The organism is Bordetella petrii, assembly GCF_020991325.1.
Lineage (GTDB): Bacteria > Pseudomonadota > Gammaproteobacteria > Burkholderiales > Burkholderiaceae_B > Bordetella_A > Bordetella_A petrii_E.
This window is the reverse complement of the sequence record NZ_JAJMLX010000227.1, coordinates 1-7,622: the sequence shown is the minus strand read 5'-3', so window position 1 is coordinate 7,622 and position 7,622 is coordinate 1. Positions and strand designations below refer to the sequence as shown.

The 7,622-nt window shown below is 67.9% G+C and carries 7 protein-coding genes; 2 read left to right on the top strand and 5 right to left on the bottom strand.

Going from position 1 to position 7,622, the window contains the following annotated elements:
* The 4 genes from LPZ50_RS18930 to LPZ50_RS18915 form a co-directional block, all read right to left on the bottom strand.
* A partial coding sequence (locus LPZ50_RS18930) for an acyl-CoA dehydrogenase family protein (RefSeq protein ID WP_230663647.1) occupies positions 1-435 on the bottom strand: 435 nt, incomplete at its 3' end.
* Positions 436-440: 5 nt separating this feature from the next.
* Positions 441-1,403 (bottom strand): Bug family tripartite tricarboxylate transporter substrate binding protein, encoded by a 963-nt coding sequence (locus LPZ50_RS18925; RefSeq protein WP_230663643.1) that lies wholly within the window; start codon positions 1,401-1,403, stop codon positions 441-443.
* An 8-nt stretch (positions 1,404-1,411) separates the two neighbouring features.
* Entirely contained in the window at positions 1,412-2,383 is a 972-nt protein-coding gene (locus LPZ50_RS18920; protein WP_419195612.1) for a Bug family tripartite tricarboxylate transporter substrate binding protein, read from the bottom strand.
* A gap of 59 nt (positions 2,384-2,442) precedes the next feature.
* Positions 2,443-3,609 (bottom strand): acyl-CoA dehydrogenase family protein, encoded by a 1,167-nt coding sequence (locus LPZ50_RS18915; RefSeq protein ID WP_230663640.1) that lies wholly within the window; start codon positions 3,607-3,609, stop codon positions 2,443-2,445.
* A gap of 167 nt (positions 3,610-3,776) precedes the next feature.
* Here LPZ50_RS18915 and LPZ50_RS18910 point away from each other — a divergent pair, with 167 nt between their 5' ends.
* Together LPZ50_RS18910 and LPZ50_RS18905 are read left to right on the top strand one after the other, a co-directional pair.
* On the top strand, positions 3,777-4,568 hold the full coding sequence (locus LPZ50_RS18910) for an IclR family transcriptional regulator (protein ID WP_230663637.1): 792 nt from the start codon (positions 3,777-3,779) through the stop codon (positions 4,566-4,568).
* Positions 4,565-5,344 carry an IclR family transcriptional regulator gene (locus LPZ50_RS18905; protein ID WP_230663635.1) on the top strand — a complete coding sequence of 260 codons (780 nt, stop codon included), beginning with the start codon at positions 4,565-4,567 and terminating at the stop codon, positions 5,342-5,344. Before LPZ50_RS18910 ends, LPZ50_RS18905 begins: the two co-directional genes overlap by 4 nt.
* Here the strand turns inward: LPZ50_RS18905 and LPZ50_RS18900 are convergent.
* Positions 5,341-7,622, bottom strand: a 2,282-nt coding sequence (locus LPZ50_RS18900) for a mechanosensitive ion channel domain-containing protein (RefSeq protein ID WP_230663632.1), incomplete at its 5' end; no start/stop codon positions are given. The genes LPZ50_RS18905 and LPZ50_RS18900 overlap by 4 nt on opposite strands.

Below are 7,622 nucleotides of genomic sequence, written 5' to 3'. Positions count from 1 at the left end.
GGACGGGTCGGAACCCGCGCCCGGCGGCGCTTCCGTCATGGCGAAGCAGGCACGGCGCTCGCCGCGGGCCAGCGGCGCGAGATAGCGCTCCTGCTGGTCCGGCGACCCCACCGCCAGCAGGGTAAGCATGTTCGGCTGGTCGGGTGGCGCGCAGTTCATGGCGGCGGGCGCCAGAAAACCGCGGCCCGCTTCTTCGAATATGTCGGCGCATTGCCGCCAGTTCAGCCCCAGCCCGCCCCACGCCGGCGGCAACTGCGGGGCGTATACGCCCCGGTCGCGCGCCTGCAGCCGCAACTCGGCCACCGCCTGGTCCAGGCCCGACACATCGTGGGCCAGCGCCGGCGATTCGCGCGGAATGGCCACTTCGTCCACGAAACGCCGCACACGCCGGCGCAAATCGGCCATATCGCCGCTGAATGCTCGTTGCGGAATCATCGCGTTCAATCCTGGATCTTCACGTTGGCCTGTTTCACCGCCTTGCCCCATTTCCGGGTTTCTTCGGCGATATGCCGGCCGAACGCCTCCGGCGGGCCGCCCATGGGACGCATGCCCTGCTGCACGAAATAGTCGCGCACTTCCGGATCGTTCAGCACGGCATCGATTTCCCGGTTCAGCTTGCCCACGACATCCGCGGGCGTGCCGACCGGAGCCATCACGCCCCACCACGAGGAAGCTGCCAGCGGATAGCCGAACTCGGCCATGGTGGGCACGTCGGGTAGCAGCGGGTTGCGTTGTTGCGCGGCGATGGCCAGTGGCACCACCCGGCCGGCATCGATCTGGGCGCGCACCGGCGGCAGGTTGTCGAAGCTGAGCGGCACCTGCTTGCCCGCCAGCGCGGTCACCGCCTCGGCGCTGCCCTTGTAGGGAATGTGCCGCAAGGCAAGCTCCGCACCATGCGCGAACAGCTCGCCGGTCAAATGGGGGACGCTGCCCACGCCGGCAGTGGCGAACGACAGGCCGTCGGGCCGCTGTGCCGCGCGGCGCAGGCTGTCCAGGTCCTGGATGTCGCTGCCCGCGGGTACCAGCAAATACACCGGCACGTCGGTCGCCCAGGCCACGGGCGTCAGGTCGCGCGCCACGTCATAGGGCAGCTTGTCGTACAGCACCGCATTGGTGGCCAGGTTGGCCGTGCCCATCAGCAAGGTATAGCCGTCCGGCGCGGCCCGCACCACCTGCGACGTGCCGATCTGGGTTGCGGCGCCGGGCTTGTTTTCCACCAGCACCGGCTGTCCCAGGCGCGGGCTGAGTTTCTTGGCCAGCATGCGGGCCGCCGTGTCCGTTCCTCCACCCGCCGCGTACGGCACGATCAGCCGGATGGGCTGTTCAGGATAGGCGGCGCAGGCCGTGCCCGCGGCCAGGCACCATGCCGACAGCATCGCCCAATGCCATTTGAATGTCTTCATGTCTTTCCCTACTGGATCTTGGTGCCGGTGGAACGGACCAGGTCGCGCCACCAGGTGGTTTCAGTTTCGATCTGCCGGGCAAACTGCCGCGGCGTGCTGCCCAGGGGTTCGGCGCCCAGCGCTTCCAGGCGATCGCGCAGCTTAGGGTCTTTCAAGGCCTGGACAATGGCGCCGTTCAGGCGTTCGATCACCGCGTCCGGAGTGCCGGCGGGCGCCATCAGCCCTTTCCAGGCCATGACCACGAAGTCCGGCATGCCGGCTTCCTTGAAGGTGGGCACCTGCGGCGCGGCCGCCGCGCGCTTGTCGCTGGGCACGGCGATCGCCCGCAGGCGTCCGCTTTCCACCTGCGGCAGCAGGGCCGGCATGTTGTCTATCATCAGGGCAATGTGGCCGGCCATCAGGTCCGTGACGGCGGGACCGGTACCCTTGTACGGCACATGCACCATGTCGATGCCCGCCTTCTGCTTGAGCAGCTCGCCCGCCAGCTGGGCCGGCGAGCCATTGCCCGGCGAGCCGAACGACAGCTTGCCGGGATTCGCCCGCGCGTACTCGATGAATTCGGCCAGGGTCCTGGCCTGCACCGTGGGCGCCACCACCATCAGATTGTGTTCCCGCGTGATGCACGTAATAGGCGCCAGGTCGCGGGCGGGGTCGAACGGCATGTCCGGGTAAAGGCTGGGATTGATGACCGTGGGCCCGGCCGCCGCCAGCAGCAGCGTGTAGCCGTCGGGCTTGGCGCGCGCCACCAGCTCGCCGCCGATATTGCCACCCGCCCCAGGCTTGTTTTCCACGATCACGGGCTGGCCAAGAATGGACGGCAGCGCATCGGCCAGCAGGCGGCCCAGAATATCGGAGGATCCGCCGGGTGAGAACGGCACGACCAGGCGTATGGGTTGTTCGGGATAAGCCGCCGCGGCGGCGCCGGGCAATGCGGCGGCCACCAGGGCGGTGGCCGCCAGCCACTTCTTCATCTTGGACATGCCTTGTCTCCTGAATGGGGCCGCTGTATGCGTTGTGTCGTCGGCCTCTTGGGTACCCGTCAACGCGCGGGTTCGTAACCGGCACGCTTGAGCGTGTGCCGGGCAATCGTCAACTGGTGGATCTGGCTGGTGCCTTCGTACAGGCGGAACAAGCGCACATCGCGGTAGAAGCGTTCGATGCCGTGGTCCGCCACATATCCGTAGCCGCCGTGCATCTGCACACAGCGGTCGGCCACCCGTCCGCACATCTCCGAGGCGAAGTACTTGCACATGGACGCGGCCAGCGTCACGTCCACGCCCTCGTCCCGTTCGCGGGCGGTCTGCAGCACCAGCGCGCGCGCCGCATGGATATCGGTCTGGCAGTCGGCGATCATGGCCTGGATGAGCTGGAAGTCCATCAGCGGCTGGCCGAACTGCCTGCGCTGGCCCACGAAGGCCAGCGTATCGTCCAGCATGCGCATGGCCGGACCCACGCACAGGGCCGCCAGGTGGATGCGCTGCTTGTTCAGCACCTTCATGGCGGTGCGAAAGCCCATGCCTTCCTGGCCGCCTATCAGGTTGCCGGCGGGCACCCGGCAGGCGGCGAAGTGCACGGACGATACCGGCGACCCCGCCTGCCCCATTTTGTCGTACGGGGCGCCGGTAGACAGCCCCGGCGTGCCGCTTTCGACGATAAAGGCGGATATGCCTGCCGCGCCCGCCTTATCCGGGTCGGTGCGCGCCATCACGGTGAACAGGCCGGCCAGCGGGGCATTGGTAATAAAGCACTTCTCGCCGTCCAGCACGTAGCTGTCGCCCTCGCGCCGCGCCGTGGTCTGCAGCGCGGTGGCGTCCGATCCGGCCTGCGGCTCGGTCAGCGCAAAGGCGCCCGTCAGCTCGCCCGAGGCCAGCCGGGGCAGATAGCGCTGCTTCTGCTGCGGCGTCCCGTCGGCGATCAACGCTTCGGAGCCTATGCCGGTATTGGTGCCCACCCGGGCGCGGAACGCCACCGAACACTGCGACAGTTCCAGCGCGGCCAGCGCCAGTTCTTCGGTCGTCAGGCCCAGGCCGCCGTATTCTTCGGGAATGGAATAGCCGAACATGTGCTGCGCCGCCATGTCGCGCACCAGGTCGTCGGGCACGGCGTCGTCGCGGGCCACCTCGGCCTCGCGAGGCACCAGGCGTTCGCGCACGAAACCCCGCAGTGAATCCAGGAATGCACGAAAACTGTCGGGGTCTCTGATCATCGGGATGCTCCGGGGCAAGCCTGTGGCCGGTATCGCCATCAATGCCGGCCAGACTAGCAAATCGATTTTCGATATGAGACGTTTGTTTTGATATCTTGAACATCTATTGCTGCCGCCGGGCTATCATTCCTGGCAACATCCAGGCATTGCTGCAAGCGCAATCGACCATGCCCACCGACCGCCACCCCGACCCCGCGTTCGCCACCACGCTGGCCCATGGCCTGGCGGTGCTGCAGACATTCCGGCACGGCGAACCCGTCCTAAGCAACAAGGAACTGGCGGAACGCACCGGGCTGTCCAAGGCCACGATTTCTCGCCTGACCTACACCTTGCTGCAACGCGGCCTGCTGCTGTACGACGCCCGCTTGCGGCGCTACCGGCTGGGGCCGGCCGTGTTGTCGCTCAGCTACCCCCTGCTGGCCAGCATCAAGATCCGCCAGCTCGCCCGCCCGCTGATGGCCCGGCTGGCTGAAGACGCCGGCGGCTCGGCTTCGCTGGGCATGCGCGACGGGCTGCACATGGTGTACCTGGAAACCTGCCGCGGCCACGACGCGGTGGCATTCCGCCCCGATATAGGGGCCCTGCTGCCGATGCTGGCCTCGGCCATGGGCCGGGCCTGGCTGGCCCAGTGCGACGAGGCAACGGCGGGCCAGGTATTGCAGACGCTGCGCCAGCGCGACCCCGATGGCTGCCGGCGCTACGCCGCCGCCTGGGAGCGCGCCCGGCATGACTACGCGCGGCATGGATACTGCATCTCTCTGGGCGACTGGCATTCCGATGTGCATGCCGTCGCTGTGCCCATGCGGCACGCGGTGGACGGCCGGGTCCTGGTGTTCAACTGCGGAATGCCGGTGTCCCGTCTGAAGCCGGGCGAACTGGAACGCCGCATCGCTCCCCAGTTGAAGAAACTGGTGGCCCGCGTAGAAAAACTGGTCGAACGCGCCGGGCACGGATCATGAACCCGCAACCCGATCGCGACACCCAGTTCGCCACCACACTGGCCCACGGCATCGACATCCTGGCCTGCTTCAAGGCCGACAGCCCGGCCCTGGCCAACAAGGATTTCGCCCGCCAGACGGGCCTGTCGCGCAGCGCCGTGGCCCGCCTGACGCATACTCTGGTGGAACTGGGTTTCCTGCAGCGCGACGCCGCAAGCGCACGCTACCGGCTGGGGGCGTCGGTGCTGGCCATGAGCTACCCGCTGCTGGCCAGCATGCAGATACGCCAGGTGGCCCGGCCCCTGATGAAGCAGTTGGCCGACCATGCCCGTGGCGGCGTGTCGCTGGTGGTGCGCGACCGCCTGCAAATGGTATTCGTGGAAACAGCGCGCTCGAACGACAGCCTGCAGACCCGGCCCGATATCGGCGCCGCATTGCCCCTGCTGGCCAGCGCGGCCGGCAAGGCATGGCTGTGCCGCGTGCCCGAAGCGCAGCGCGCCGCCGTGCTGAACCAGTTGCGCGTTGCCGACGCGGCCGCCTACGGCCGGCATATCGCCGCCCTGGCGCCCGCCCAGCGCGACCTGGAACGCAAGGGCTTCTGCGGCAACAACCTGCAATGGCGCCCCGATGCCTACGGCTTCGCGGTGCCGCTGTACAAACCCTACGATTCCCTGCTTTACGTGGTGAACTGCGGCGTTCCCAGTTGCGACGGCCCCTACAAAGAGCGCGCCGCCGATCTCGGGCCCAGGCTGGTCACCCTGGCGCGCGAGATCGAGCGGCTGCTGGGCCTGCGCTAGGCGGGCCGCGGCGCGGTGTCGCCGGCGTCGTCTTCCACCACCCTGTCCAGCTCGTTGCCCAGCACATCTTCCGAGGCCGTGCCCTGTTCTTTGGACAGGCGGCGCCGGGTGTGGCCGGCGGCCCGGGCGTTGCCGCCCTCGCTGGGCCGGTCGGTCTGCATAAACAGATTGGCCGGCGGCGCATAGCCATTCTTGTCCTGGCCGAAGTACACCACCGTGTGGGGATAAGGCAGCTCGATGCCGGCGGCGTTGAAATGCTTCTTGACCAGGCGGTTGTAGCCGCGCTGCACCGCCCATTGCATGCCGGGGGTCGTCTTGATCAGCACGCGTATCGTTACGCCCTTGTCGCTCAGCGCCGTCACCCCGGGAATGCTGATTTCTTCCAGCACTTCCGGCGCCAGCAGCTCGTCCTGCATGAGCTCGTCGAAGGCGTGGCGCAGGTGCTGCACAGCATCGTCCACGCTTTCGCGGTGCGCAATGGTGTATTCGCCCAGATGGTACGAGAAGTCGCGCATGTGGTTGGACACCACGTCCACCGACGAGAACGGGATCAGGTGATACCCCCCATCCAGCGTGCGTATGCCCACCGAACGGATGGTGATCTTCTCGACCGTACCGAAGATGCCGGCCACCTGCACCACATCGTTCTGGTTCATGCCGTTTTCCAGCTGGATGAACACGCCGGTGATGATGTCCTGCACCAGCTTCTGCGACCCGAAACCGATGGCCAGGCCGACGACGCCGGCGCCGGCGATCAGTGGCGCGATGTCCACGCCGATCTGCGACAGCACCACCAGCACCGTCATGGTGATAATGACGATCAGGGCGGCGTTGCGGAACAGCGACAGCAGCGTGCGCTCGCGCGCCGTGGGCATGGCGCCGCCCTCGCTGAGGTTGAGACGATGCTCGATGATGCTGGCAATGACCGTCCAGACCACGGCCGCCACCAGCAGCACGATGGCCACGTGTATCACCACGCGCACGGCGGCGGCGCCGGCGTCGGACACGATCCAGCTGGACAAGTCGAAGACCCGCCAGGCATCAAGCACGAACAGCGCCACCACGATGCGGATCAGCACCCCCAGGCCGCGCAGGGCGGCCGGCACGTAGGCGTTGACCCTGGCTTCCAGCATGGGCAGCCGGCGGCGCACGTCATCGGGCAGCGTGATGCGGCGCGCCAGCACCCCCGACAGCGCCACGATCAATACCGTGCCGATGGCGATGGCCACCAGCGACTGCACCGTGGCATGCACCATGAATGGCAGCGCATGCTCGGTATCCACCTGGCTGACCACCAGCAGTACGGTGAAGTAGCCGAGGGCCAGCACATGCCAGGTGCGCGCCAGCAGGCGGAACCAGGTGCCGAAATACGCGGTGGAGGCGCGCGCGGCGCGCTGTTCCAGGCGCTCGCGAAGCACCTGCCGGTTGGACCATATGATGCGCACCGCGTAGCTGTAGGCCAGCAGCATGATGAACAGGCCCAGCAGTTCGCCGATGGCCGTCGACAGCAGCGCCTTGGCCAGCGGCTCGGCCAGCAGCAGGCCGTAGCCGATGGCGGCCGCGATGCGCCCCAGGCGCGAGTTCCAGTAGCGCGCCACGTCGTCGGCCATGCTGAACAGCCGCAGCATGGGATAGCGCGTGGCGAACACGCCGCGGATCAGCGCCTTGGCGATCTCAACGGCCACGAAGGCATTCACGAACAGGGACTGCGCCGTGCTGACGGTGCCGCGCGCGCCCGTGCCGTACATGGCCACGGCGTAGCCGGCCAGGCCTGCCAGCAGCACGATGAACACGTCGATGGCCAGCGCGCCCAGCATGGCGCCGGCACGGCGCGTCAGGACAGACATGGCCACGGGCCGGCGCGGCCCGGGCGCCGGAGCCGGCATGCGCGCCACCCAGGCATCGAACCGGGCATAGATGCGCAACGCCAGCGCCCGCAACAGCGCGAACACCACGATCGTGGCCGCCATCACGATGGCCAGTTCCAGCAGGGTTTCAAGCAGTTCGTCGCGGCGTTGGGGCGGCAACCCTTCGCCGGTGGCCAGCGCGGTCAGTTCATCGACGGCCTGTCCCGCATTCGCGGCCATGCCTCCCAGAAACAACTGCGCCCCTTGCGCGACCCGCGTGGGTAGCGATGGCGCCGCGTCGGCCTGCTTGCCGGACTGCGCCGCGCCGCCGGCGGGTGGCACCTCGGCGCGCAAGCGTTCTATCAATTGGTCCCGCGTCGCGGGGTCATCCAGCAAGTCGGCCAGGCGGGCCGGCGTCAATTCGGCGGAAG

What these genes read in the sequence shown, in the direction of transcription:
- LPZ50_RS18925 (WP_230663643.1), bottom strand. Translation starts at nt 1,403, where the DNA reads ATGAAGACATTCAAATGGCATTGGGCGATGCTGTCGGCATGGTGCCTG.
- LPZ50_RS18920 (WP_419195612.1), bottom strand. Translation starts at nt 2,383, where the DNA reads ATGTCCAAGATGAAGAAGTGGCTGGCGGCCACCGCCCTGGTGGCCGCC.
- LPZ50_RS18915 (WP_230663640.1), bottom strand. Translation starts at nt 3,609, where the DNA reads ATGATCAGAGACCCCGACAGTTTTCGTGCATTCCTGGATTCACTGCGG.
- LPZ50_RS18910 (WP_230663637.1), top strand. Translation starts at nt 3,777, where the DNA reads ATGCCCACCGACCGCCACCCCGACCCCGCGTTCGCCACCACGCTGGCC.
- LPZ50_RS18905 (WP_230663635.1), top strand. Translation starts at nt 4,565, where the DNA reads ATGAACCCGCAACCCGATCGCGACACCCAGTTCGCCACCACACTGGCC.